This is a genomic window from Pelomonas aquatica, assembly GCF_026712205.1.
Lineage (GTDB): Bacteria > Pseudomonadota > Gammaproteobacteria > Burkholderiales > Burkholderiaceae_C > Pelomonas > Pelomonas aquatica.
Map to the genome: position 1 here is coordinate 156135 of NZ_JAPPUW010000007.1, position 23259 is coordinate 179393.

22 protein-coding genes and 2 tRNA genes are annotated in these 23259 nt (G+C 69.3%); 23 read left to right on the plus strand and 1 reads right to left on the minus strand.

Annotation, left to right across the window (positions count from 1 at the left end):
* The first annotated feature begins 6 nt into the window (after nt 1-6).
* From NYP07_RS09415 to NYP07_RS09430, 4 genes are all read left to right on the plus strand, one after another.
* The gene (locus NYP07_RS09415; RefSeq protein WP_268149688.1) at nt 7-2121 is read left to right on the plus strand and encodes a TonB-dependent siderophore receptor; all 2115 of its coding nucleotides are present in this window, start codon (nt 7-9) and stop codon (nt 2119-2121) included.
* A gap of 36 nt (nt 2122-2157) precedes the next feature.
* Nucleotides 2158-2233, plus strand: a tRNA-Asn gene (locus NYP07_RS09420).
* Between the two features lie 90 nt (nt 2234-2323).
* Nucleotides 2324-2399, plus strand: a tRNA-Asn gene (locus NYP07_RS09425).
* Nucleotides 2400-2460: 61 nt separating this feature from the next.
* Nucleotides 2461-2805 (plus strand): zinc ribbon domain-containing protein YjdM, encoded by a 345-nt coding sequence (locus NYP07_RS09430; protein ID WP_268149690.1) that lies wholly within the window; start codon nt 2461-2463, stop codon nt 2803-2805.
* Here NYP07_RS09430 and NYP07_RS09435 read toward each other — a convergent pair whose 3' ends face one another.
* The gene (locus NYP07_RS09435; RefSeq protein ID WP_268149691.1) at nt 2806-3630 is read right to left on the minus strand and encodes an HDOD domain-containing protein; all 825 of its coding nucleotides are present in this window, start codon (nt 3628-3630) and stop codon (nt 2806-2808) included.
* A gap of 97 nt (nt 3631-3727) precedes the next feature.
* Here NYP07_RS09435 and NYP07_RS09440 point away from each other — a divergent pair, with 97 nt between their 5' ends.
* The 19 genes from NYP07_RS09440 to pheS all read left to right on the plus strand — a co-directional run bounded on the left by NYP07_RS09440 (nt 3728) and on the right by pheS (nt 23253).
* Nucleotides 3728-4885: an MlaE family ABC transporter permease gene (locus tag NYP07_RS09440; RefSeq protein ID WP_268149693.1), complete on the plus strand. Its 1158-nt coding sequence runs from the start codon at nt 3728-3730 to the stop codon at nt 4883-4885.
* Nucleotides 4886-5734, plus strand: a complete 849-nt coding sequence (locus NYP07_RS09445; RefSeq protein ID WP_378989979.1) for an ABC transporter ATP-binding protein — start codon at nt 4886-4888, stop codon at nt 5732-5734.
* 20 nt (nt 5735-5754) lie between these two features.
* Nucleotides 5755-6720, plus strand: a complete 966-nt coding sequence (locus tag NYP07_RS09450; protein ID WP_268149697.1) for an MlaD family protein — start codon at nt 5755-5757, stop codon at nt 6718-6720.
* The gene (locus tag NYP07_RS09455; protein WP_268149699.1) at nt 6717-7301 is read left to right on the plus strand and encodes an ABC-type transport auxiliary lipoprotein family protein; all 585 of its coding nucleotides are present in this window, start codon (nt 6717-6719) and stop codon (nt 7299-7301) included. Before NYP07_RS09450 ends, NYP07_RS09455 begins: the two co-directional genes overlap by 4 nt.
* Before the next feature lie 66 nt (nt 7302-7367).
* A complete protein-coding gene (locus tag NYP07_RS09460; protein WP_268149701.1) occupies nt 7368-7685 on the plus strand; it encodes a hypothetical protein in 318 nt (105 codons plus the stop codon).
* Between the two features lie 44 nt (nt 7686-7729).
* On the plus strand, nt 7730-8056 hold the full coding sequence (locus NYP07_RS09465; protein WP_268149703.1) for a cupin domain-containing protein: 327 nt from the start codon (nt 7730-7732) through the stop codon (nt 8054-8056).
* Nucleotides 8057-8402: 346 nt separating this feature from the next.
* Nucleotides 8403-9422, plus strand: a complete 1020-nt coding sequence (locus NYP07_RS09470) for an NADP-dependent oxidoreductase (RefSeq protein WP_268149705.1) — start codon at nt 8403-8405, stop codon at nt 9420-9422.
* The gene (locus NYP07_RS09475) at nt 9422-9877 is read left to right on the plus strand and encodes a GNAT family N-acetyltransferase (RefSeq protein ID WP_268149707.1); all 456 of its coding nucleotides are present in this window, start codon (nt 9422-9424) and stop codon (nt 9875-9877) included. The genes NYP07_RS09470 and NYP07_RS09475 overlap by 1 nt, the downstream gene beginning before the upstream one ends.
* Nucleotides 9874-10764: an SDR family oxidoreductase gene (locus NYP07_RS09480; protein WP_268149709.1), complete on the plus strand. Its 891-nt coding sequence runs from the start codon at nt 9874-9876 to the stop codon at nt 10762-10764. Before NYP07_RS09475 ends, NYP07_RS09480 begins: the two co-directional genes overlap by 4 nt.
* Nucleotides 10765-10785: 21 nt before the next feature.
* Nucleotides 10786-12045 (plus strand): TIGR03862 family flavoprotein, encoded by a 1260-nt coding sequence (locus tag NYP07_RS09485; protein ID WP_268149711.1) that lies wholly within the window; start codon nt 10786-10788, stop codon nt 12043-12045.
* Nucleotides 12046-12255: 210 nt separating this feature from the next.
* On the plus strand, nt 12256-14592 hold the full coding sequence (locus NYP07_RS09490) for a Tex family protein (protein ID WP_268149713.1): 2337 nt from the start codon (nt 12256-12258) through the stop codon (nt 14590-14592).
* Nucleotides 14593-14661: 69 nt separating this feature from the next.
* Complete coding sequence (locus tag NYP07_RS09495) at nt 14662-16911, plus strand: TonB-dependent receptor plug domain-containing protein (protein ID WP_268149715.1); 2250 nt, start codon at nt 14662-14664, stop codon at nt 16909-16911.
* Nucleotides 16912-16932: 21 nt separating this feature from the next.
* Nucleotides 16933-18021, plus strand: a complete 1089-nt coding sequence (locus NYP07_RS09500; protein ID WP_268149717.1) for a patatin-like phospholipase family protein — start codon at nt 16933-16935, stop codon at nt 18019-18021.
* A 101-nt stretch (nt 18022-18122) separates the two neighbouring features.
* A complete protein-coding gene (locus tag NYP07_RS09505) occupies nt 18123-18668 on the plus strand; it encodes a glycine zipper 2TM domain-containing protein (protein ID WP_268149719.1) in 546 nt (181 codons plus the stop codon).
* A gap of 213 nt (nt 18669-18881) precedes the next feature.
* Nucleotides 18882-20789, plus strand: a complete 1908-nt coding sequence (gene thrS / locus NYP07_RS09510) for a threonine--tRNA ligase (protein WP_268149721.1) — start codon at nt 18882-18884, stop codon at nt 20787-20789.
* Between the two features lie 69 nt (nt 20790-20858).
* Complete coding sequence (infC, locus tag NYP07_RS09515) at nt 20859-21404, plus strand: translation initiation factor IF-3 (protein ID WP_268149885.1); 546 nt, start codon at nt 20859-20861, stop codon at nt 21402-21404.
* A 120-nt stretch (nt 21405-21524) separates the two neighbouring features.
* Nucleotides 21525-21728, plus strand: coding sequence for a 50S ribosomal protein L35 (gene rpmI / locus NYP07_RS09520; protein WP_056197410.1), 204 nt, complete (start codon nt 21525-21527; stop codon nt 21726-21728).
* A gap of 26 nt (nt 21729-21754) precedes the next feature.
* Nucleotides 21755-22111, plus strand: a complete 357-nt coding sequence (gene rplT, locus NYP07_RS09525; protein ID WP_025564000.1) for a 50S ribosomal protein L20 — start codon at nt 21755-21757, stop codon at nt 22109-22111.
* Nucleotides 22112-22197: 86 nt separating this feature from the next.
* Nucleotides 22198-23253 carry a phenylalanine--tRNA ligase subunit alpha gene (pheS, locus tag NYP07_RS09530; RefSeq protein WP_268149731.1) on the plus strand — a complete coding sequence of 352 codons (1056 nt, stop codon included), beginning with the start codon at nt 22198-22200 and terminating at the stop codon, nt 23251-23253.
* Nucleotides 23254-23259: the final 6 nt, after the last annotated feature.

Here is a 23259-nt window from a genome sequence, read left to right on the forward strand (position 1 = left end):
ACTTCGATGGCACGACCCACTCTTTCCCTCATCGCCGCCGCCGCGGCACTGTTCGCCGCCGCTTCCGCCGGCGCCCAGACCCTGCCGCAGGTCAGCGTGACCGGCAAGGCCGCCGAGGCCGCGCCCGGCCTCGGCGGCTTCAGCGATCCGCCTGCCCGGCTGCCGATGCAGGCCATCAGCCTGTCGGCCGAGCGCCTGGCCGACAGCGGCATCGACCAGCTCGCCGGCCTGACCAAGCTCGACGCCTCCGTTTCGGACAGCTACAACGCCGTCGGCTACTGGTCGCAGCTCAAGGTGCGCGGCTTCGACCTCGACAACCGTTTCAACCTGCGCCGCGACGGCCTGCCCATCAATGGCGAGACCTCGCTGAGCCTGGCGAACAAGGCCGTCGTCGAAGTGCTCAAGGGCAGCTCCGGCATGCAGGCCGGCACGAGCGCTCCGGCCGGCCTCGTCAACCTCGTCGTCAAGCGCCCGCTGGCCGATGACGCGACGACGCTGATGCTGGGTGCCATCCAGGGCGGCACCGTCGAGGCCGGCATCGACCACTCGCAGCGCTTCGGCATGGGCCGCGAGTTCGGCCTGCGCGTCAACCTCGCCGCGGCCCGTCTCGACCCGACGCTGCGCAGCAGCAAGGGCAACTCGCACACCGCCGCGCTGGCGGCCGACTGGCGCGTCAGCCCCGACACCCTCGTCGAGGCCGAGGTCGAGTTCAACCGCCAGAGCCAGCCCAGCCAGGACGGCTTCAGCCTGCTCGGCAGCACGCTGCCCGACGCCCGGCGCGTCGACCCCAAGCTCAACCTCAACAACCAGCCCTGGACGCAGCCCGTCGTCTTCGACAACACGCACGCCTCGCTGCGCGTGCAGCAGAAGCTCTCCGGCGGCTGGAGCGCCCAGGCCCACGTCGGCATCCAGCGCCTGCGCACCGACGACCGCAATGCCTTCGGCTTCGGCTGCTCGGCCGAAAACAACTACACGCGCTATTGCAGCGACGGCACCTTCGACCTCTACGACTACCGCAGCCTGAACGAGCACCGCGACACGACCTCGCTCGACCTCTCCGCCAGCGGCCCCGTGCAGCTCGCCGGCCTGCGCCATGACCTGACCGTGGGCGGCCTGACGAGCCAGTTCAAGGGCCGCTTCCAGCGCCTGGCCTACAACCTCACCAGCACGCCCGGCAACATCGACGGCAGCGTCGTCGTGCCGCCCGCCCCCGACCTGACCGGCGAGAACACCAACCGCAGCGAGCGCAGCAACGAGCTCTATCTGCGCGACCGCGTGGCCCTCGGCGCGGACACGACCGCCTGGCTCGGCCTGCGCCACACCCGCCTGCACCGCGACAGCGTGCAGACCGACGGCAGCCAGCCCGTCGACTACTCGCAGAACCTCTCCACGCCCTGGGTCGCATTGAGCCACGCCATCGCCGCCGACTGGCTGGCCTATGCGAGCTGGGGCCAGGGCGTCGAAAGCGAGGTCGCACCCAACCTCCCCATATACGTCAACGCCGGCCGCGCCCTGCCCGCGCTGAAGAGCCGCCAGACGGAACTCGGCCTGAAGACCGGCACCCAGCGCGTCGAAGGCTCGCTGACCGTCTTCGACATCCGCCGCCCGCTGTGGCGCGACACCGGCAGCTGCGATGTCAAACTGAGCTGCGAACACCGCCTGGACGGCCATGCCCGTCACCGCGGCATCGAAGCCAGCGTCGACCTGAAGTGGAGCGGCGGCGGCCTGTTCGCCAGCGCCCAGCGCCTGCGCGCACGCCGCGAGGGCAGCGCCGAAGCCAGCCTCAACGGCCTCGTGCCGCCCAATGTGCCGCAGACCACGCTCAAGGCCCAGCTGCGCCAGGACCTGCTGCCGGGCCTGCAGGCCCTGCTCGGCCTGCAGTACGAAGGCCGCCGCTACGCGACGCCCGACAACGGCGTTCCCGTGCCCGCCTGGACCGTGGCCGACGCCGGCCTGCGCTACACCCAGGGCGTGGGCAAGCAGACCTGGATCTGGCGCGCCGCCGTGGACAACCTGGCCAACCGCCGCGCCTGGCGCGAGTCGCCCTGGCAGTTCCAGCACAGCTACCTCTACCCCCTGGCGCCGAGGGCCTTGCGCGCGAGTCTCGAGGTCCGCTTGTGAAGCACCTCAAAAAGTCCCTATAATGGCGGGCTCTGTTCCTCGATAGCTCAGTCGGTAGAGCGCCGGACTGTTAATCCGTAGGTCCCTGGTTCGAGCCCAGGTCGGGGAGCCAGAATTTCAAGCTGACGCGCCAAGCGGCGCCAAGCGTCGGCGAAACAAGACGCACATCGCAACCGTTCGATGTGCCGACATACCCAACAATTCCTCGATAGCTCAGTCGGTAGAGCGCCGGACTGTTAATCCGTAGGTCCCTGGTTCGAGCCCAGGTCGGGGAGCCAAATCAGAAGCCTCGCTGCCCGTGCAGCGAGGCTTTTTTCTTGTTCAGCCAAGAGCCCATCGATGAGCGCCCTGCCCGCCTGCCCCAAGTGCCAGTCCACCTACACCTACGAGGACGGCGCGCTGCTGATCTGCCCTGAGTGCGGCCATGAATGGTCGGCCCAGGGCTCCGAGCCTGCGCCTGCCAACGAGGCGCGCGTCGTCAAGGACGCCGTGGGCAATGTGCTGCAGGACGGCGACACCATCACCGTCGTCAAGGACCTGAAGATCAGGGGCTCGTCCCTGGTGGTCAAGGTCGGCACCAGGGTCAAGAACATCCGCCTCACCGACGGCGATCACGACATCGACTGCAAGATCGACGGCATCGGCGCGATGGGGCTGAAGTCGGAGTTCGTCAAGAAGGTCTGATCACGAAAAATCGCGCGCCTCGTCCACCGGCGTCCAGGCGATGACCTTGTCGTCGCGCAGCTTGTCGTCCGCATCGCTCAGGCCGATGGCCTCGGCCACGCTGTACGGGAAGACGCCGTGCGGCGCGGCGCCCTCGATGTCCAGCTCGTGCGCCCGTGCGCTCCAGCACGACAGGTAGAGCAGGCTGGAATAGGTCGGGTCGGCGCAGTCCCGCGGCTCGCACTGGCAGCGGATGGTCTCGACGAGATCGTCCGGGAACAGCCATCGCGACGCGAAGGCGGCGCCGACCTCCGGATAGGCATAGCCCAGTTCGGCGAGCTGGGCCTCGTAGCGGCCGTCGTCGGTCGCAAAGGCCGGCTGCAGGCATGCGCGCTCGGGCATCGCCATCTTCAGGATCAGGTCGCCCGTGCCGTGCAGCAGGCCCGAGGTGAACGCCAGCCCCTTGTCCAGCCTCAGGTCTTCGGCCAGCGACTGCGCGATCTTCGCGACGTCCAGGCTGTGGCGCCAGAACTCGGTCATGTCCACGCCGGGCACCCCCTTGAAGGCGGCGCCCACGGCCGCCGCCTGCACGAGCTGGCGTGTGGCATTCAGGCCCAGCAGGGCCGTGGCCGCCTCGACGGTGCCGATGCGCTGCCCGCCCACGCTGTAGCGCGCTGAGTTCACCAGCCGCAGCAGCCGCACCGTCAGCCCGACCTCGCCGGACAGCAGCTGGTTGACCCGCTGCAGATCGGGCTCCTCATGCTGCAGCTCCGTAAGAATCCGGTTGACTGCCTCGGGCAGCGACGGAACCAATGCATCGGTGGCGAGAAGGTCTTCGAGTTTCACGGGATACCTCGCGAGGAATGGCGCAATGCTAATAGCCTGCGCCGGGTCTTCAAGCGCGAATGACGCAGCTGGCTGCGGGGGCGCTATCGTTGCGGCCATGAGCGATGCCGGCGCCCTGTCCCTGCCCGAGCCGCCCGAGGCCCGGGCCGCCGGGGCGCCCGACGTCGAACCGCAGTTGCTGGCGGCCGGTCCGCAGGAGTGGCGCATCGTCGGCGACTGGACGCTGCTGGCGCTGCGCGGGCGCTACGAGGAGTTCCGCCAGCGCATCGCCGCCGCCGTGGCGGAGCCGGGCGGGGCGCTGTGGGATCTGCGGGGCCTGCGCCGGCTGGACACCGCCGGCGCACTGACGCTGTGGCAGGGCTGGGGCCGCAAGCCGCCGGCGCGGCTGCTGTGGCTGCCCGAGCACGTGACGCTGTTCACGCAGTTCATGCAGCCCGACGCCGTGCCGAAGCGCCGGCCCGGCCTGGGCCTGCAATCCGGCGCGCTCAAGCTGCTGGCCTTCGCCCGCCACGGCGTCGACATCGTCGCGCTGACCGGCCGCCTCGTGCTGGACCTGGGCCGCATGCTGCGCCGCCCGTCGCTGATCGGCTGGCGCGAGATCTCGGCCAACGTCTTCCGCACCGGCGCCCAGGCGCTGCCGATCACGGCCCTGGTGGGCTTTCTCGTCGGGCTGACGCTGTCCTATCTGATCTCGCGGCAGCTCAAGACCTATGGCGCCGACATCTTCGTCATCAACATCCTCGGGCTGGCCGTGCTGCGCGAGCTCGGCCCGCTGCTGGCGGCCATCATCGTGGCCGGGCGCTCGGGATCGGCGATGACGGCGCAGATCGGCGTCATGCGCGTCACGCAGGAGCTGGACGCGCTGTCGGTGATGGGCATCTCGCACACCGTGCGCCTGGTGGCGCCCAAGGTCGTCGCGCTCGCGCTGTCCCTGCCGCTGGTCGCGCTGTGGACCGGCGCGCTGATGATGCTGGGCGGCATGGCGGCGGCCCGCATGCAGCTCGGCATCGACCCGCTGCAGTTCCTGCAGGTGCTGCCGCGCGTCGTGCAGCCGGCCAATCTGTGGCTGGGCGTCGCGAAGTCAGTGCTGTTCGGCGGCCTGATCGCGCTGCTGGCCTGCCACTTCGGGCTGCGCGTGAAGCCCAACACCGAGAGCCTGGGCCTGGGCGTCACGCAGTCCGTCGTCACGGCGATCACGCTGGTCATCGTCGTGGATGCGATCTTCGCCGTGCTGTTCTCCAACGTAGGCATCTAGATGAACGGCATGGAAGCCATCATCGAAGTCGACGACGTGACCACCGTGCTGGGCGGCCACGTCATCCACCGCGGCCTGGACCTGACCGTCTACCGCGGCGAGGTCGTGGCGCTGATCGGCGGCTCGGGTTCCGGCAAGACGACGCTGCTGCGCCTGCTGCTGGGCCTGGAAGTGCCCACGGCCGGCAGCGTGAAGATCTTCGGCCACCCGCTGGGCCGCTGTGCCGCGCGCGATCTGGAGTGCGTGCGCTACCGTTGGGGCGTGCTGTTCCAGAACGGCGCGCTGTTCTCGGCGCTGAACGTGTTCGACAACATCGCGCTGCCGCTGCGCGAGCTCAGGAGCGTGCCCGACAGCCTCGTCAGGCCGCTGGTCATGCTCAAGCTGGCCCAGGTCGGCCTCAAGCCCGAGGACGCGCTGAAGCGCCCGGCCGAGCTGTCGGGCGGCATGGTCAAGCGCGTGTCGCTGGCCCGCGCCCTCATCCTCGACCCGCAGCTGCTCTTCCTGGATGAACCCACCGCCGGGCTGGACCCGGACAGCGCCAAGCAGTTCGTCAAGCTGCTGCGCCGGCTGCGCCAGGAGCTGGGGCTGACGGTCGTGATGGTCACGCACGACGTGGACACGCTGTTCGCCGTCGTCGACCGCGTGGCCGTGCTGGCCGACCAGCACATCATCGCCTGCGCACCGCTGGCCGAGATGGCCCGGCTGCCCCATTCCTTCGTGCGCAACTTCTTCCTCGGCCACGTCGAACGCTGCGCGGAGGACGACCTGCGGCGCTTCCGCCTCAGCCTGGACGACACCAGCGAGGACGGCGGCGTGCCGGCCGTGCTGCGCGAAGAACACGCCGTCTGAGACTCCGACCTGCGAACCCCATGGAAAACAAAGCCCACGCCATCGCCGCCGGCCTCTTTCTGCTGCTGCTCGGCTTCGCGCTCGCGGCCACCGTCGCGTGGTTCCAGGGCGACCGCACGGAGCGCGTGCGCTACACCGTCGTGGCGCGCAGCGGCGTGGCCGGCCTGAACCTGAAGGCGCCCGTCAAGCTGCGCGGCGTGGAAGTCGGCCACGTCGAGCGCATCGGCTTCGACCCGGGCGACGCGCGCCAGATCCTCGTCGACATCGCCGTGGACGCCGCCGCACCCGTGTCCGCCAGCGCCTATGCCCAGCTCGGCCTGCAGGGCGTCACCGGCCTGTCCTTCGTCGCGCTGGAGGAGGCCGACGCCCAGGCGCCGTTCAGGCGCGCCGCGCCGGGTGCGCGCATCGCGCTGCGGCCCACGCTGCTGGACCGGCTGGCCGAGAGCGGCCCGGGCCTCGTCGCCGGCTTTGCCGAGGCCGCCGCACGCCTGAACGCCTTGCTCAGCGACGACAACCGCGCCCAGCTCGGCCAGGCCCTGGTGCAGCTGCGCCAGGCCGCCACCGACACCAGCCGGCTGATGGCCGCACTGCAGCCCGGCGCGCGCGAGCTGCCCGGCCTGCTGAAGGATGCCGATGCCGCCACCCAGCGCGCCGACGCAGCGCTGCGCCGCATCGAAGCCCTGGCCGCCGACGGCCAGCAGCTCGCCCAGGAGCTGAAGGCCCGCGCCGCGATGCTGGACCGGCTGGAGGCCGCCGCCGCCCAGGTGCAGGCCACCAGCCGCAACCTCGAACTCGCGCTGGTGGGCGACACGCCGCTGCGCACGCGCCCGCTGCTCGCCGACATCTCGGCCGCCAGCCGCAGCGTCGAACGCGCCGCCAACGAGGTCGGCGAGCAGCCGCAGAGCCTGCTCTTCGGCCGCGGCCCCCGCCCGCCCGGCCCCGGCGAGGCCGGCTTCGACCCGCGCCCCAGGGCCGGCACGAAATGACCGCACGCCTTCTTGCCGCCCTGCTGGCCGCGCTCGCGCTCGGCGCCTGCTCGCTCGCCCCCGTCGCACCCGCCAAGGCCGTCTACGACCTCGGCCCGGCCCCGGACGCGTCCGCCGGCAGCGGCGGCCCGCTGGCCTGGCGCATCGCCGACGTGACCGCCCCGCCCTGGCTCGGCGGCGACGGCATCGCCTACCGCCTGGCCTACGAGCAGCCGCTGCGCCTGCAGCACTACCGCGACAGCATCTGGGCCGCGCCGCCCGCCGCGCTGCTGACCCAGCGCCTGCGCGAACGGCTGGACGCGCCGGCCGGCTGCGCGACGCGACCCGCCGCGCTGCTGGCCGTGAACCTGGACGAGTTCGAGCAGGTCTTCGCCAGTCCGTCGAGCAGCCGGGTCGTGCTGCGGCTGCACGCGACGCTCTGGCCCGCCGGCGCCACCGGCCCGACGCTGCAGCAGCACTGGCGGCTGGAGCGCCCCGCCGCGACGCCCGACGCCGCCGGCGCCGTGCGCGGCCTGGCCCAGGCCGTGGACGAGCTGCTGCCGCAGCTGGCCGGCTGGCTGGCCGCATCGGCCTGCCGCTGAACCTCGGCCATGGAGTTTCGGGCGGCGACGCGTCACACTGCCTGTCACCCGACCGCCGACCGCACCATGAACGAACTGCTCGCCGCCTACCGCTACACCAGCAACAACCACGCGCAGATCGAGGCCAGCAAGGTCTGCGGCTGCTGCAACTGCGTCGAGATCTTCAGGCCCGACGAGATCGTCGGCTGGACGGGGCTGACGGTGCAGGACATGGACGACCCCAAGGCCATCGGCCGGCAGACCGCGATGTGCCCGCGCTGCGGCAGCGAGGCCGTGCTGGGCGACGGCTGCGGCTTTCCGATCAACGCCGGCTTCCTCGCGCGGATGAACGAAGCCTGGTTCCAGCGGACGATGATCCATCGGCCGGCGCCGAAGAAATCCTGAATCCCGCTTGGCCTGGCCCGGCCCCGCGGCGCATACTGGCCGGCATGGCCATCTCCCATGCCGCTCCCGGTCAAGCCATCGACATCCTGCCCGCCGCCGACACGGCCGACGGCGCCCGCACGGTGGCGCTGTTCAAGTCGCGCGACCTGGAGGTCATGCGCCTCGTGCTGCCGGCCGGCAGGGCCCTGCCGCCGCACAAGGTCGCGCGCGAGATCACGATCCAGTGCGTCAGCGGCGCGCTGGCCGTCAACACCGCGGCCGGCCGGCATGAGCTGAAGGCCGGCCAGCTGCTGTTCCTGGACCGCGAGGCCGTGCACGACGTGCAGGCCCTGGAAGACGCCATCGCCCTGGTGACGGTCGTCCTGCCCTGAGAACCTGTTCAAGGCCTCCTCATAGCGCCCGTTGCCCCGCAAAAGCAGTGGCTGCAAGGCGCAAACCGGAGACGGGCTGGGTGCCCGGCGAGGATTTGCAACGCCGCAGACGCTGTTTTTGCGGGGCAACCCGAAGGGCAAGGCATCGCCAGGCCGCACTCTTCGTTGCGCCACTTGCCCGCACGCGAGTGCGGGCGGCGTGCCGCGCCTCGATTGCGGCCTGGCGATGCCTTGCGGGCACCATGAGGAGACCTTGAACAGGTTCTCCCTTGTCGCCCCTGGGACGCAGGGGCGACCGCCGCGGTGCTTCAATGGCGGCTCTTCGTGTGAACCGACGCCCTCCACCATGAGCACCATCAACCGCCAGATCGTCCTCGCCTCGCGCCCCAAGGGCGAGGTCACGCCCGACAACTTCCGCCTCGTCGAGGCCGCGCTGGCGCCGCTGGCCGACGGCCAGGTACGCGTGCGCAACCACTTCCTCAGCCTCGACCCGTATATGCGCGGCCGCATGAACGACAGCAAGAGCTATGCGGCCTCGCAGCCGCTGGACGAGGTCATGATCGGCGGCACCGTCGGCGAGGTCGTCGAATCGAGGAATGCCGGCTTCGCGGTCGGCGACAAGGTCGTCGGCATGGGCGGCTGGCAGGAATACCAGACCGTGGACGCCAGCCAGCGCGGCGTGCTGAACAAGGTCGACACCACCCACATCCCCCTCTCCGCCTACCTCGGCGCTGTCGGCATGCCCGGCGTCACCGCCTGGTACGGGCTGATGAAGATCATCAACCCCAAGGCCGGCGAAACCGTCGTGGTGAGCGCCGCCAGCGGCGCGGTCGGCTCCGTCGTCGGCCAGCTCGCCAAGGCACGCGGCTGCCGTGCGGTCGGCCTGGCCGGCGGCGCGGACAAGTGCCGCTACGTCGTCGAGGAGCTGGGCTTCGACGCCTGCATCGACTACAAGCAGCACGCCGACCTGAAGTCGCTGTCCGCCGCGCTGAAGGAGGCCTGCCCCAACGGCATCGACGGCTATTTCGAGAACGTCGGCGGCATGATCCTCGACGCGGTGCTGCTGCGCGCCAACGCCTTCAGCCGCATCGCCATGTGCGGCATGATCTCCGGCTACGACGGCCAGCCCATCCCCATGGCCGCGCCCCAGCTCATCCTCGTCAACCGCATGAAGGTCGAGGGCTTCATCGTGTCCGAGCACATGGAGGTCTGGCCCGAGGCGCTGAAGGAACTGGGCGGCCTGGTGGCCACCGGCAAGCTCAAGTTCCGCGAATCCGTCGCGTTGGGGCTGCCTGCCGCGCCCGAGGCCTTCATGGGCCTGCTCAAGGGCAGGAACTTCGGCAAGCAGCTCGTGAAGCTGATCTGATGCGCTGGACCTGCGCGCCCTTCGCCGAGTTGAGCGCGCAGCAGCTGCACGATGCGCTGGCCCTGCGTTCCGAGGTCTTCGTCGTCGAGCAGAACTGCGTGTTCCTCGACATCGACGGCCTGGACCCGCAGGCCTGGCATCTGCTCGGCCACGGCGACGACGGCCGGCTCAATGCCTATGCCCGGCTGCTGCGGCCCGGACTGAAGGCGCCGGATGACGCCGTCATCGGCCGCGTCGTCACGTCGCCCGCCGCACGCGGCGGCGGCGGCGGCCGCGCGCTGATGCTTGAGGCCGTCGCGCAATGCGGGCGCCTGTGGCCCAGCCAGGCGATCACGCTGCATGCCCAGGCCCACCTGGAGCGCTTCTACGGCAGCTTCGGCTTCCTGCCCGTTGGCGAGCCCTATATGGAAGACGGCATCGCCCACATCGAGATGCACAAGGACACAACCCCATGACCCAGAGGAAAACCGCCGTCATCACCGGCGCCGGCTCCGGCTTCGGCCTCGAGACCGCGCGCATCGCCGCCCGCCGCGGCATGAACCTCGTCCTCGTCGACGTGCAGGCCGATGCGCTGGACAAGGCCGCCGCGGAGTTCAAGGACGTCGAGGTGCTGGCCCGCGTCGTCGACGTCGCCAAGGCCGATCAGATGCAGGCGCTGGCCGATGCGGTGCAGCAGCGCTTCGGCGCGCCGCACTTCGTCTTCAACAACGCCGGCGTCGGCTCCGGCGGCCTGGTCTGGGAGAACGCCCTCAGCGACTGGGAATGGGTGCTGGGCGTCAACCTGATGGGCGTCGTGCACGGCGTGCGCCTGTTCACGCCGATGATGCTGGCCGCCGCCAAGGCCGACCCGAGCTACTCGGGCCACATCGTCAATACGGCGTCCATGGCCGGGCTGCTGGTGCCGCCTGTTTCCGGCGTCTACAACGTCAGCAAGGCCGCCGTGGTGGCTTTGACCGAGACGCTTCATCACGATCTCGCCCTGGTCACGAGCCAGGTCCACGCCTCGGTGCTCTGCCCCTTCTACGTGCCCACCGGCATCAGCCAGAGCCACCGCAACCGCCCCGGCGACATGCCGGGCAGCAAGCCGACCATCAGCCAGATCGTCTCCCAGGCCCAGACCGACAAGGCAGTGTCTTCCGGCAAGCTGACTGCGGCCGACGTCGCGGCCATGGTCTTCGACGCCATCGACCACAACAAGTTCTACATCTTCAGCCACCCCAAGGCCCTGGCCGGCCTGCAGACGCGCATGGAAGACGCGATGCTGCAGCGCAATCCGACCGACCCCTATGCCGCCCGGCCGGACATCGGCGAGGCGCTGCGCGACAAGCTGCGCGCCGGCTGAGTCGCTAGGACAATCGGGGGCATGTCGTCCCCCGATCCCATCGCCATCATCGGCGGCGGTCCCGCCGGCCTGATGGCGGCCGAGGTGCTGGCCGCGGCCGGCCATGCCGTCACCGTCTTCGATGCCAAGCCCACCGTCGGCCGAAAATTCCTGCTGGCCGGCAAGGGCGGCCTCAACCTGACCCACTCCGAGCCCTTCGAGCCCTTCCTCGGCCGCTTCGGCGCGCGCGCCGCGCAGATCGAGCCGCTGCTGCGCGGCTTCGAAGCCGACACATTGCGCGCCTGGGCCGCGGGCCTGGGCGTCGAGACCTTCGTCGGCACCTCGGGCCGCGTCTTCCCAAAGGACCTGAAGGCCGCGCCGCTGCTGCGCGCCTGGCTGCAGCGGCTGCGCGCGGCGGGCGTCAAGTTCGCGATGCGCCACCGCTGGACCGGCTGGGCCGCTGAGACGGGAGTAGGCGCGCTGCGCTTCGACACGCCCGCCGGCGAACGCCGGCTGCAGCCCCGCGCGACGCTGCTGGCGCTGGGCGGCGCCTCCTGGCCCCAGCTCGGCTCGGATGGCGCCTGGGCGCCCTGGCTGGCCGCGCGCGGCGTCGACATCGCGCCGCTGCGGCCGGCCAACTGCGGCTTCGACGTGGGCGCCACCGCGGCCCATGCCGACGGCCCGGGCTGGAGCGCACGCTTCGCCACCGAGTTCGCCGGCCAGCCCGTCAAGCCCGTGGCGCTGGAAGCCCAGGGCTTTGCCGGCCGCCCGGGCGAATTCGTCATCACGGCGACCGGCATCGAAGGCTCGCTGGTCTATGCCGCCAGCAGCGCGCTGCGCGAGCAGATCGCCCGCGACGGCCAAGCCATGCTGCATCTGGACCTGCTGCCCCAACTGAGTGCCGAGCGCGTGCTGGCCGAGGTCAGGCACCCGCGCGGCAGCCGCTCGCTGTCCTCGCACCTGAAGAGCCGCCTGCACCTGGGCCCGCTCAAGCTCGGCCTGCTGCACGAGCTGCTGACGCGCGAGCAGATGCTGGACCCGGCCCGGCTCGCCGCGGCCCTCAAGCACCTGCCGCTGGTGCTGCACGCGCCGCGCCCGGTGGCCGAGGCGATCAGCAGCGCGGGCGGCGTGCGCTTCGAGGCGCTGACCGACGGCCTGATGCTGCGCGCGCTGCCCGGCGTCTTCGTGGCCGGCGAGATGCTGGACTGGGAAGCCCCGACCGGCGGCTATCTGCTGACCGCCTGCTTCGCCAGCGGCCGGGCCGCGGGCCTGGGCCTGGCGGGCTGGCTGGCCACCCCCTGACCAAAGGAGGACTTCCCCCTGGTCCACCGAGTCACGCCGACGCCACCTCGGCTCCAGCCATTTGCGGCGCCCGTGAATCTCATCACCGGGCCCGCAAACGGAGCCCATCCCATGATCTCGTCACGCTTCCGGCCGGCCGCTGAGGCCCGCAAATCGCCGCCGGCTCCCTGGCAAAATCGCCGGCTTTTTGCTGCGTTGTCAGGCCCCGTTTTGGACAAGTTGATCGTTTCCCAGATCGCCGCCGAGCTGAAGGTGAGGCCGGCCCAGGTGCAGGCTGCCGTCGAGCTGCTGGACGGCGGGGCCACCGTGCCCTTCATCGCCCGCTACCGCAAGGAGGCCACCGACGGCCTCGACGACATCCAGCTGCGCGAGCTGGACGCCCGCCTGGCCTATCTGCGCGAGCTGGCCGAGCGCCGCGAGGCCGTGCTGAAGAGCATTGCCGAGCAGGGCAAGCTGACGCCCGAACTCGAAGCCGCCGTGCGCGCCGCGCCCACCAAGCAGGAGCTGGAAGACCTCTACCTGCCCTACAAGCCCAGGCGTCGCACCAAGGGCATGATCGCCCGCGAGGCCGGCCTGGAGCCGCTGGCCGACCGGCTGTTTGCCGACCCGAGCCTCGTGCCGATGGACGAGGCCGCGAAGTTCGTCAACGCCGAGGGCGGCTTTGCCGACGCCTTCGCCGTGCTCGACGGCGTGCGCGACCTGCTCAGCGAGCGCTGGGCCGAGGACGCCGTGCTGGTCGGCAAGCTGCGCGAGTGGCTGTGGGCCGAAGGCCTGTTCCAGTCCAAGCTGATGGACGGCAAGAGCCCCGACACGCCCGACAACGCCAAGTTCCGCGACTACTTCGACTACGCCGAGCCCATCCGCACCGTGCCCTCGCACCGCGCGCTGGCCGTGTTCCGCGGCCGCACGCAGGAGCTGCTGGACGCCAAGCTGGTGCTTGACGAAGAGCCTACGTCAAGTTCCCCCGGCAAGCCCGGCCTGGCCGAGGGCCGCATCGCGGCCCACCTCGGCTGGCGCCACGCCAGCCGCGCGGCCGACGAGCTGCTCCGCAAGACCGTGGCCTGGACCTGGAAGGTCAAGCTGTCCCTGAGCCTGGAACGCGACCTGTTCGCGCGGCTGCGCGAGGCGGCCGAGGCCACGGCCATCAAGGTCTTCGCCGAGAACCTGCGCGACCTGCTGCTGGCCGCACCGGCCGGCAAGCGCGTCGTCATGGGGCTGGACCCCGGCATCCGCACCGGCGTGAAGGTGGCCGTGGTCAGCGACACCGGCCGCGTGCTGGACACGTCGACCGTCTACCCGCACGAGCCGCGCCGCGACTGGGACGGCAGCCTGCACACGCTGGCCAAGCTGTGCGCGACGCATGGCGTCAACCTGATCGCCATCGGCAACGGCACGGCCAGCCGCGAGACCGACAAGCTTGCGGGCGAGCTGATCAAGAAGCTGCAGCAGCTCGATGCGAACGTGCAGATCGAGCGCGTCGTCGTCAGCGAGGCCGGCGCCTCGGTCTACTCGGCCTCGGAGTTCGCGTCCAGGGAGCTGCCCGACCTTGACGTGAGCCTGCGCGGCGCCGTGTCCATCGCCCGCCGCCTGCAGGACCCGCTGGCCGAGCTGGTCAAGATCGACCCCAAGAGCATCGGCGTCGGCCAGTACCAGCACGACGTGAATCAGAGCGAGATGGCGCGCGCGCTGGACGCCGTCGTCGAGGACTGCGTGAACAAGGTCGGCGTGGACCTGAACACGGCCTCGTCGGCCCTGCTGGCGCGCGTGTCCGGCCTGTCGGCCTCGGTCGCCAGCAGCATCGTGCGCTGGCGCGATGCCAATGGCGCGTTCAGGAACCGCCAGCAGCTGCTGGACGTGACCGGCCTGGGCCCCAAGACCTTCGAGCAGTCCGCCGGCTTCCTGCGCATCCGCGGCGGTGACAACCCGCTGGACTTCTCGGGCGTCCACCCCGAGACCTACCCCATCGTCGAGCGGGCACTGGCCCAGCTCAAGCGCCCGGCCGAGGAGATCATCGGCCGCAGCGAGGTGCTGCGCACCCTCAAGCCAGAGCTGCTGGCCGACGACAGGTTCGGCGCCATCACCGTGAAAGACGTGCTGGCCGAACTGGAGAAGCCCGGCCGCGACCCGCGCCCGGACTTCAAGGTCGCCCGCTTCAACGACGGCGTCGAGGACGTCAAGGACCTGCAGCCCGGCATGCTGCTCGAAGGCACGGTCAGCAACGTCGCGCAGTTCGGCGCCTTCGTCGACCTGGGCGTGCACCAGGACGGCCTGATCCACGTCAGCCAGCTGTCCAGCAAGTTCGTCAACGACGCGCGCGAGGTGGTCAAGACGGGCGACATCGTCAAGGTCAAGGTGCTGGAGGTGGACCTGGCCCGCCAGCGCATCTCGCTGACGATGAAGCTCGATGCACAGCCCACCCGTGGCCCCAAGCAGGACAACAGCTTCCGGCCCGCGGCCCGCAACGAGCGCCAGGGCGGCGGCTCGCGCGACGCCCAGCCCGCGGGCGGCAACGCGATGGCCGCGGCCTTCGCCAAGCTCAAGCGCTGACCTTCGTCATTGCGGCACGGCGCTGACATGATCGCGCGCCGCACTGTCCAGATACCCCGGAGTCCCCGTTTGAAAGCCCCTGCCCTCGCGTCGCTGCTGCTGTGCCCTGCCCTCGTGCTGGCCCAGCAGGAAGTGGACCGCGCCCAGAACAACTCGCCCAGCCCCGGCAACCCGCAGCTCGAACGCGTATCGGTGACGCGCCAGCAGACCGACGCCGACCTGCGCCGCCGCGAGCCCGTGGCCAAGCAGCTCTACGGCCGCGAGGAGCTGGACAAGTACGGCGACACGCAGCTCTCCGACGTGCTCAAGCGGCTGCCCGGCATCAACGTCTCCGGCGGCCAGCTGCGCATGCGCGGCCTGGGCGGCGCCTACACGCAGATCCTCGTCAACGGCGAGCCCGCGCCTCCGGGCTTCAGCCTCGACAACCTCAACCCGCAGCAGGTCGAGCGCGTGGAAGTGACCAAGGCCCCGACCGCCGACCAGAGCGCCCAGGCCATTGCCGGCACGCTGAACATCATCCTGAAGGACGCCCCGCGCGTCGTGCAGAAGGATCTGCGCCCGGGCCTGGCCTATGCGAACGAGAAGCCCGTCATCAACGGCGGCTTCACCTATGGCGATCGCGCCGTGGGCGGCCTGGGCTTCGTCATCCCGGTCTCGCTCTACCAGTGGCACTTCAGGAACGAGCTGGACGGCGAGCGCCTCACCAACGCCAACCCGACGATGCCCGGGCAGCTGCGCCAGCACGTCGGCAACGAGGGCCATGACCTCGCCTTCGGCCGCGGCTTCAACGTGTCGCCGCGCCTGAACTGGAAGATGGGCGACGACGAGACGCTGACGCTGCAGGGCTTCTTCGTCGACAACCGCTTCCACAACGAGGGCGCCAATACCGTCGCCAGGCTGCCGGACAGCGACCCGCTCTACACGCCGCGCACCATCGACGAGACCACGCGCAACCGCGGCACCTTCTCGGCTGAACGCCTGAACCTGCAATACAACAACCGCTTCAGCGAGGACCGCCGCATCGAGCTGCGTGCCGGCGTGGGCTCGGGCGGCGCCGACTTCAACTTCGACTTCGAAGGCCGCAACGGCGCCACGCCCGTCTCGCGCACGACGACGGGCAAGAACCGCAACCACAACGCGACGCTGTCCGGCAAATACAGCCAGTACGCCGGCGAGGCCCACACCCTCACCACCGGCGCGGAGCTGGAGCGCAAGGTGCGCGACGAGAACCGCACGACCATCGAGAACGGGCAGCCGCTGCTGCCCGGCATCGAAGGCCAGCCCTTCGACGCGACGATCACGCGCAGCGCCGTCTTCGCGCAGGACGAGTGGGAGATCAACAAGCAGTGGTCGGCCTACTTCGGCCTGCGCCACGAGCAGATCAAGACCGACAGCCGCGGCAGCGCGGACGCCGTCGGCAGCAGTGACTTCTCCAGCATGAGCCGGGTCACGACGCCGGTGCTGCACCTGAACTTCAAGCCCGACCCCAATGGAAAAGGAAGTGGCCGCGACCTCGTGCGCGCCAGCCTCACGCGCAGCTACAAGGCGCCGGACGTGCAGCAGCTCATCAACCGGCCGTCCATCAACACGACCGACCCGCTGACCCAGGGCAACACGCCGACCACGCCGGACCGCATCGGCAACCCCGCCCTGCAGCCCGAGCTGGCCACCGGCCTGGACATCGCCTACGAGAGCTATCTGCCGGCCGGCGGCCTGGTATCGGTGAGCCTCTTCCACCGCCGCATCACCAACCTGATCCGCACCGATCAGCCCCGGCTGATGACCGTGCCCTGGGCACCGACGCAGCGCTGGGTCATCACGCAGATCAACCTCAGCAAGGCGACGACCGAGGGCCTGGAGCTGGAGGTCAAGGGCCGCGCCGGCGAGCTCTTCCCGGGCCTGTTCGAGCCGACGACGGCGCTGAGCCTGCGTGCCTCGCTGAACCTCTACCGCTCCAGGGTCGGCGACATCCCCGGCCCCGACAACCGCCTGGAAGGCCAGCAGCCCTGGCAGTTCAACTTCGGCGCCGACTATCGGCTCAAGAGCCTGCCGGTCAACATGGGCTTCAGCGCCCAGATCGCGCCCAGGTTCGACGTGCGGCAAAGCGATCTGCAGAGCCAGCAGACGCTGGCCTCGCGCTCGCTGGACGCCTTCGCGGCGATGCAGCTCGGCAAGCAGGACAGCGTGCGCGTCAGCGTCAACGGCCTGTTCCAGCCCAGGCAGGGCACTCGCCTGAGCTTCACCAAGCTCGACGACTTCAGCCTCAACGAGCGCCAGCCCGTGGCCTGGTGGGCCGTGAATTGGGAACACAAGTTCTGAACCCGGCTATCTTCTGAGGCCATGACCTCAGCTGCCCTCCAAGTCTTTGCCGGCCCGGCCGCCAGGGCCCGCCTGGCCGAGCGCGGCCTGCGCGCCGAGGACGTCGGCCTGATCCCCGCTGCGGCGGGCGGCCCCAAGGGGCTGATCCTCAACGGCCTGGACCGCCATGTCTTCGGCGACTGGCTGCCGCAGAGCCGCCAGACCGTCCACCTCGTCGGCGCCAGCATCGGCGCCTGGCGCATGGCCACGGCGGCGCTGGCCCACCGCGACGTCGCCGACGCGTTCAACGTGATGGCCGAGGCCTATGTGACGCAGCAGTACGACGTGCTGCCGGGCGAGAAGCGCCCGCGGCCCGAGGGCGTCAGCCGGCGCTTCGGCGAGATCCTCGGCGAGATCTTCCAGGGCCGCGAGGCCGAGGTGCTGGCGCATCCGCGACTGCGCCTGCACATCGTCGCGTCGCGTGGTCGCGCCGGGCTGCTCGCGCGCGAGGGCCGGCTGCGCACGCCGCTGGGCTACCTCGGTGCGTTCGCGGCCAATGCCATGTCGCGGCCGCTGCTGGGGCGCTTCCTGGAGCGCGTCGTGTTCTCGGACCCGCGCGACCGCCTGCCGCTCAAGCTCAACGACTTCACGAGCCGCGAGGTGCATCTGTCGCGCGCCAACCTGCGCGGCGCGCTGCTGGCGAGCTGCTCCATCCCGTTCTGGCTGCAGGCCCAGCACGACCTGCCCGGCGCGCCGCGCGGCGCCTACTGGGACGGCGGCATCACCGACTACCACCTGCACCTGGACTACCGCGCGCTGCAGGCCTCGGGCGCGCCGCTGGTGCTCTACCCACATTTCCAGCGCCAGGTCGTGCCCGGCTGGCTGGACAAGGCGCTCAAGCACCGCCATCGCTCGACGGCCTTCCTCGACAACGTCGTGCTGCTGTGCCCGTCGCCCGAGTGGATCGCAGGGCTGCCGGGCGCCAAGCTGCCCGACCGCAACGACTTCATGGCGCTGGAGGCCGACGAGCGCCGCCGCCGCTGGCGCGTGGCCGTGGCCGAGAGCCAGCGGCTGGCCGACGAGTTCGACGCCCTCGTGCGGCAGGGCCGGATCGAAGCGTTGCCGCTCTAGGCTCTATTCACGCTCTGTTGCAGCCAGCCATGTCAACCGGCGGCATGCGACGCAACGTTACAGCGGCAACCGTCCCCTTGCCGGACGGAGGACTGCCGCCCATGAAGCTCCGCCAACGCCCCATGCTCCGCTCCGCCGCCCTGGTCGCGCTCGGCTGCGCCCTGCTGACGGGCTGCGTCGTCGCGCCGGTTCATCGCCCACCCCCACCCGCCTACAGCCCACCGCCGGTGGCCTACACCGAGCCGGCACCGGCCTATCCGGCCTACCCCGCACAGGGCGGCTACTACGCCAACGTCCGCTACGGCACGGTCGCCGCGATCGAGCCACTGGGCGGCCAGGCGCGCAGTTCCGGCGCCGGCGCCATTGCGGGCGGCCTGATCGGCGGCGTCATCGGCCACGAGATCGGCCGCGACATGGGCGGCCCCCGCGGCGGCGGCGGCAAGGTGGGTGCGGTGATCGGTGCGCTGGGTGGCGCCGTCATCGGCGACCAGGTCGAGCGCGACGGCAACCGCGGCCCGTCCGGCTACCGGGTCTGGGTCCGCCTGGACGGCGGGGGCGACCAGAACCTGCAGCTCGCCAACCCGGGCGACCTGCGCGTCGGCGAACGGGTGCGTTTCGTCGACGGGCAACTGCAGCGGCTGCGCTGACGGCGGCCGGCCGGTAGAATGCGGGCTCCCTCATCTCACAAGAGCGAGAAAGGCACCCTGGTTATGACACCGCGAACTACGACCACCACCTTCACCGGTACCTAGTCGGCCGCGGCTCGTCACGCTCACCAGCACCTTCACGCCTTCGGGCAACGAACAAAGCGCGGCAAGTGGCCGCGCTTTTTTGTTTCCGCCCCAGATGGAGCACCTTTCATGATTGCCATCCAACTCCCCGACGGCTCGCGCCGTGAGTTCCCCGCGCCGCTGTCCGTCGGCGACGTCGCCGCCAGCATCGGCGCCGGCCTGGCCAAGGCCGCCCTCGGCGGCAAGGTCGACGGCAAGGTCGTCGACCTCAGCCATGTCATAGCCCACGATGTCCAGCTCGCCATCGTCACCGACAAGGACGCAGACGGCCTGGAACTGATCCGCCACTCGACGGCCCACCTGCTGGCCTATGCGGTCAAGGAGCTGTATCCCGACGCCCAGGTCACCATCGGCCCGGTCATCGAGAACGGCTTCTATTACGACTTCTCGTACAAGCGCCCCTTCACGCCCGAGGACCTGGCCGCCATCGAGGCCAAGATGACGGAACTGGCCAGGAAGGACGAGAAGGTCGTGCGCCGCGTGCTGCCGCGCGACGAGGCCGTCGCCCATTTCAAGGCCCTGGGCGAGAACTACAAGGCCGAGATCATCGGCAGCATCCCGGCCGACCAGGACGTGTCGCTCTACGCCGAAGGCAGGTTCGAGGACCTCTGCCGCGGCCCCCATGTGCCGTCCACGGGCAAGCTCAAGCACTTCAAGCTGATGAAGGTGGCCGGCGCCTACTGGCGCGGCGACCACCGCAACGAGATGCTGCAGCGCGTCTACGGCACGGCCTGGGCCACGAAGGACGACCTGCAGAAATACCTGACGATGCTGGAGGAGGCCGAGAAGCGCGACCACCGCAGGCTCGGCAAGGAACTGGACCTCTTCCACATGGAAGAAGCGTCGCCGGGCACGGTGTTCTGGCACCCCAAGGGCTGGGCACTGTGGCAGCAGGTGGAGCAGTACATGCGCCGCATCTACCAGGACAACGGCTACCAGGAGGTCAAGGGTCCGCAAATCGTTGACCGCTCGCTGTGGGAGAAGTCCGGCCACTGGGAAAAGTACCGCGAGGCCATGTTCACGACGGAGAGCGAGAAGCGCGAATACGCGCTCAAGCCGATGAACTGCCCGGGCCACATCCTGATCTTCAAGCAGGGCGTGAAGAGCTATCGCGACCTGCCGCTTCGCTATGGCGAATTCGGCCAGTGCCACCGCAATGAGCCTTCGGGCGGCCTGCACGGCATCATGCGCGTGCGCGCCTTCACGCAGGACGACGGCCACATCTTCTGCACGGAAGACCAGATCCTGCCCGAGTGCGTGGCCTACACCGAACTGCTGCAGAAGGTCTACAAGGACTTCGGCTTCAGCGACATCCTCTACAAGGTCGCCACGCGACCGGACGCCCGCATCGGCTCCGATGAACTGTGGGACAAGGCCGAGCATGCACTGATGGAAAGTCTGCGCCGTGCGGGCGTCGAGTACGTCATCGCACCGGGCGACGGCGCCTTCTACGGCCCCAAGATCGAGTACACGTTGAAGGATGCCCTCGGCCGCGAATGGCAGTGCGGCACCATGCAGGTCGACTTCAACATGACGGTGCGCCTGGACGCCGAGTTCGTCGACGAGGACGGCCAGCACAAGAACCCCGTCATGCTGCACCGCGCCATCGTCGGCAGCCTGGAGCGTTTCATCGGCATCCTGATCGAACAGCACGCCGGCGCGCTGCCCGTCTGGCTGGCGCCGACGCAGGTCGTCGTGGCCAATATCACCGACGCGCAGGCCGATTACGTGGCGGAAATTGTGAAATCGCTGCAAAAACAAGGGCTTAGGGCCTCAGCCGATTTGCGCAACGAGAAGATCACCTATAAAATCCGCCAGCATTCCATGCAAAAGCTGCCGTACATCCTCGTCGTAGGCGACAAGGAAAAGGCGAATGGCAGCGTTGCGGTACGCGCCCGTGGCAACCAGGATCTCGGCGTGATGCCCCTGCAGGACTTCCTAAACAGGATCTCCGCAGACATCACCAACAAGGTCTGAAAGAGCCGTCCGGGCGCTATTTGTTTTGTTTGGGCCCCTCGCCTTGGGGCCCGTTGAAAGGTCCACACCATCGCTACGTTTGCCGACCGTCGCGCGATTCCGGAGCGCAAGCACCGCCTGAACCGCGAAATCATGGCTCCCGAAGTCCGTCTGAACGGCCCCGAGAATGAACCCATCGGTGTCGTCAGCATCCAGGAAGCCCTGCGTATGGCGGGCGAACTGGATGTGGATCTGGTCGAGATCTCTGCCACCGCCAACCCGCCGGTCTGCCGGCTGATGGACTATGGCAAGTTCAAGTACCAGGAGCAAAAGCGCGCCGCCGAAGCCAAGGCCAAGCAGAAGATCATCGAAATCAAGGAAGTCAAGTTCCGCCCGGGCACGGACGAAGGCGACTACCAGATCAAGATGCGCAATCTGCGCCGCTTCATCGCCGAAGACGGTGACAAGGGCAAGGTGACGCTGCGCTACCGGGGCCGTGAGATCACCCACCAGGACATCGGCATGCGCCTGCTGGAGCGGATCCGGGATGAGTTGGCCGACGTGGCGATCGTCGAGAACATGCCGAAGCTCGAAGGTCGGCAGATGATCATGGTCCTGGCGCCGAAAAAGCGCTGAGACCAAAACAGGTTTGACAGGTCGGTTTGGTCGCCGGCCGGTCCACAAGTCTCCTGAGGCCAACAAGCGTGACGGGCTCTCCGCCACCGCCCCAGGGACATACTTAAAAGGAGCATTCACATGCCCAAGATGAAGACCAAGAGCAGCGCGAAAAAGCGTTTTCGCGTTCGTCCGGGTGGCACCGTCAAGCGCGGTCAGGCGTTCAAGCGCCACATCCTGACCAAGAAGACCACGAAGAACAAGCGTCAGCTTCGCGGCGCCGTGACCGTGCACGAAACCAACATGGGTCACATCGCTCAGATGCTGCCCTTTGCTGGCCTGTAATCCACTAACGACTCAAGGAGAAACACATGCCTCGCGTCAAACGTGGTGTTACCGCTCGCGCCCGTCACAAGAAGGTCCTGGCCCTGGCCAAGGGCTTCCGCGGTCGTCGTAAGAACGTCTTCCGCATCGCCAAGCAGGCGGTGATGAAGGCGGGCCAATACGCCTACCGTGACCGCCGCACCAAGAAGCGCGTCTTCCGTCAGCTGTGGATCGCCCGTATCAATGCCGCCTCGCGTGGCCTGGGCCTGTCCTACAGCAAGTTCGTGGCGGGCCTGAAGAAGGCCCAGATCGAGATCGACCGCAAGGTCCTCGCCGATCTGGCCGTCAACGACCCGGCTGGTTTTGCCAGCATCTTCGCCAAGGTGAAGGCCGCGCTCGCCTGATTGCGACCCGCCTCGACTTGCGTCGAGGCACGCAACCTTTTGAGGGCCGGCCCATCGGGTCGGCCCTCTTTTATTTTTGAATTCGAATGTCTGATCTCGACGCCCTTCTGGCCGCCGCGCAAGCTGACTTTGCCGCCGCCCCAACGCCCGCCGAACTGGAAAACGCCAAGGCCCGCTTCCTCGGCAAGTCCGGCCGCGTGACCGAGCTGATGAAGGGCCTGGGCGCCCTCAGCATCGAGGAGAAGAAGACCCGCGGCGCCGAGATCAACCAGCTCAAGGTCGGCATCGAAGCCGCCCTCACCGCCCGCCGCGACGCGCTGGCCGCCGCCGAGCTCGAGAAGCAGCTCAAGGCCGAGGCCCTGGACGTGACCCTGCCCGGCCGCCAGCGCGGCACCGGCGGCCTGCACCCGATCACGCGAGCAATGGAGCGCATCGAGGCCATCTTCGGTTCCATGGGTTTCGACGTCGCCGACGGCCCCGAGATCGAGACCGACTGGTATAGCTTCTCGGCGCTGAACAACCCCGAGAACCATCCCGCCCGCTCGATGCAGGACACCTTCTACGTCGACATGAAGGACGAGAACGGGTCGTGGCTCAATCTGCGCCCGCACACCAGCCCGATGCAGATCCGCTACGCGCAGGCCCATGCCAAGCGCTACGCCGGCCAGGCCACGACGCCCGAAGGGATGCCAGAAATACGCGTCATCGCGCCGGGCCGCACCTACCGCGTCGACAGCGACGCAACCCATTCGCCGATGTTCCACCAGGTCGAAGGCCTGTGGGTCGGCGAGAACATCTCGTTCAAGGATCTGAAGGCGGTCTACCTGAACTTCATCACCGCCTTCTTCGAGACCGACCAGCTGCAGCTGCGCTTTCGCCCCAGCTACTTCCCGTTCACCGAGCCCAGCGCCGAGATCGACATCATGTTCGAGAGCGGCCCGCTGAAAGGCCGCTGGCTGGAGGTGTCCGGCTCCGGCCAGGTCCACCCGCAGGTCATCCGCAACATGGGCCTGGACCCCGAGCGCTACATCGGCTTCGCCTTCGGCTCCGGCATCGACCGCCTGGCCATGCTGCGCTATGGCGTCAACGACCTGCGCGCCTTCTTCGACGGCGACCTCCGCTTCCTGGCTCAGTTCAAGTAAACAGCA

Coding starts and splice junctions, on each gene's coding strand:
- NYP07_RS09415 (WP_268149688.1), top strand. CDS start 7: ATGGCACGACCCACTCTTTCCCTCATCGCCGCCGCCGCGGCACTGTTC.
- NYP07_RS09430 (WP_268149690.1), top strand. CDS start 2,461: ATGAGCGCCCTGCCCGCCTGCCCCAAGTGCCAGTCCACCTACACCTAC.
- NYP07_RS09440 (WP_268149693.1), top strand. CDS start 3,728: ATGAGCGATGCCGGCGCCCTGTCCCTGCCCGAGCCGCCCGAGGCCCGG.
- NYP07_RS09445 (WP_378989979.1), top strand. CDS start 4,886: ATGAACGGCATGGAAGCCATCATCGAAGTCGACGACGTGACCACCGTG.
- NYP07_RS09450 (WP_268149697.1), top strand. CDS start 5,755: ATGGAAAACAAAGCCCACGCCATCGCCGCCGGCCTCTTTCTGCTGCTG.
- NYP07_RS09455 (WP_268149699.1), top strand. CDS start 6,717: ATGACCGCACGCCTTCTTGCCGCCCTGCTGGCCGCGCTCGCGCTCGGC.
- NYP07_RS09460 (WP_268149701.1), top strand. CDS start 7,368: ATGAACGAACTGCTCGCCGCCTACCGCTACACCAGCAACAACCACGCG.
- NYP07_RS09465 (WP_268149703.1), top strand. CDS start 7,730: ATGGCCATCTCCCATGCCGCTCCCGGTCAAGCCATCGACATCCTGCCC.
- NYP07_RS09470 (WP_268149705.1), top strand. CDS start 8,403: ATGAGCACCATCAACCGCCAGATCGTCCTCGCCTCGCGCCCCAAGGGC.
- NYP07_RS09475 (WP_268149707.1), top strand. CDS start 9,422: ATGCGCTGGACCTGCGCGCCCTTCGCCGAGTTGAGCGCGCAGCAGCTG.
- NYP07_RS09480 (WP_268149709.1), top strand. CDS start 9,874: ATGACCCAGAGGAAAACCGCCGTCATCACCGGCGCCGGCTCCGGCTTC.
- NYP07_RS09485 (WP_268149711.1), top strand. CDS start 10,786: ATGTCGTCCCCCGATCCCATCGCCATCATCGGCGGCGGTCCCGCCGGC.
- NYP07_RS09500 (WP_268149717.1), top strand. CDS start 16,933: ATGACCTCAGCTGCCCTCCAAGTCTTTGCCGGCCCGGCCGCCAGGGCC.
- NYP07_RS09505 (WP_268149719.1), top strand. CDS start 18,123: ATGAAGCTCCGCCAACGCCCCATGCTCCGCTCCGCCGCCCTGGTCGCG.
- thrS (WP_268149721.1), top strand. CDS start 18,882: ATGATTGCCATCCAACTCCCCGACGGCTCGCGCCGTGAGTTCCCCGCG.
- rpmI (WP_056197410.1), top strand. CDS start 21,525: ATGCCCAAGATGAAGACCAAGAGCAGCGCGAAAAAGCGTTTTCGCGTT.
- rplT (WP_025564000.1), top strand. CDS start 21,755: ATGCCTCGCGTCAAACGTGGTGTTACCGCTCGCGCCCGTCACAAGAAG.
- pheS (WP_268149731.1), top strand. CDS start 22,198: ATGTCTGATCTCGACGCCCTTCTGGCCGCCGCGCAAGCTGACTTTGCC.